Annotated in this window: 1 pseudogene; it reads right to left on the bottom strand. The window is 37.3% G+C overall.

The window, feature by feature from the left end:
- Window positions 1-671: pseudogene (locus ACFIK8_RS11765) on the bottom strand (hypothetical protein); the annotation flags it as partial.

Here is a 671-nt window from a genome sequence, read left to right on the forward strand (position 1 = left end):
ATCCTCCATTAGATGAAGAAGCAAAAGTTTTCTCTATAAGAATATGATCACCATTTAATTTGCCTTCAAGCGTTATATTGTTAAGTTCTAAATTTGTTTGTGAATCAAAAAAGCTCCCATCGACTATAGAAAAATTCCCTATCAGTTGTGGCTGAAACAATTTACCCTTTAGAACAGTATCAATTCTTGCTGTACCCGTTATATGGGCACCACGCTTAGCTAACAATAAATCAACAAAAGCAAGAGGCATTGTCCCTTTAACACTCAATTTAACCTCTGAACCATTCAAAGAAAGAGGCCCATTTATGGAGAGATCTAATCCCTTATCTCCGGTTGCCACCAAATTCTCAATATGAAGAGCCGATTTTTTGTAAGAACCACGGGCATTCATATTTATCGACATAAGTCCTTTATGGGTCATAACAGCCAGGCTTTGACTAGAAAGCTCAAAATGCGCAGATGGATCCTTCACTGTTCCACCAATATCAATCTTGCCTACCATCGTTCCTTCAAGCACTTGCCCTTCAATAAGACTATTGACCAAACGCGCAGACAAATTTTGCAAATCAATATAGAAATCAAGTTTGTTTTTATCTAAAGATACACGTCCTTCTGCTTTTGCTTGTATCCCTTCCCCCATTAAATCTGCATTCAAAGTAAGATTTTTGTCT

Source organism: Bartonella sp. MR168JLCBS, assembly GCF_042194175.1.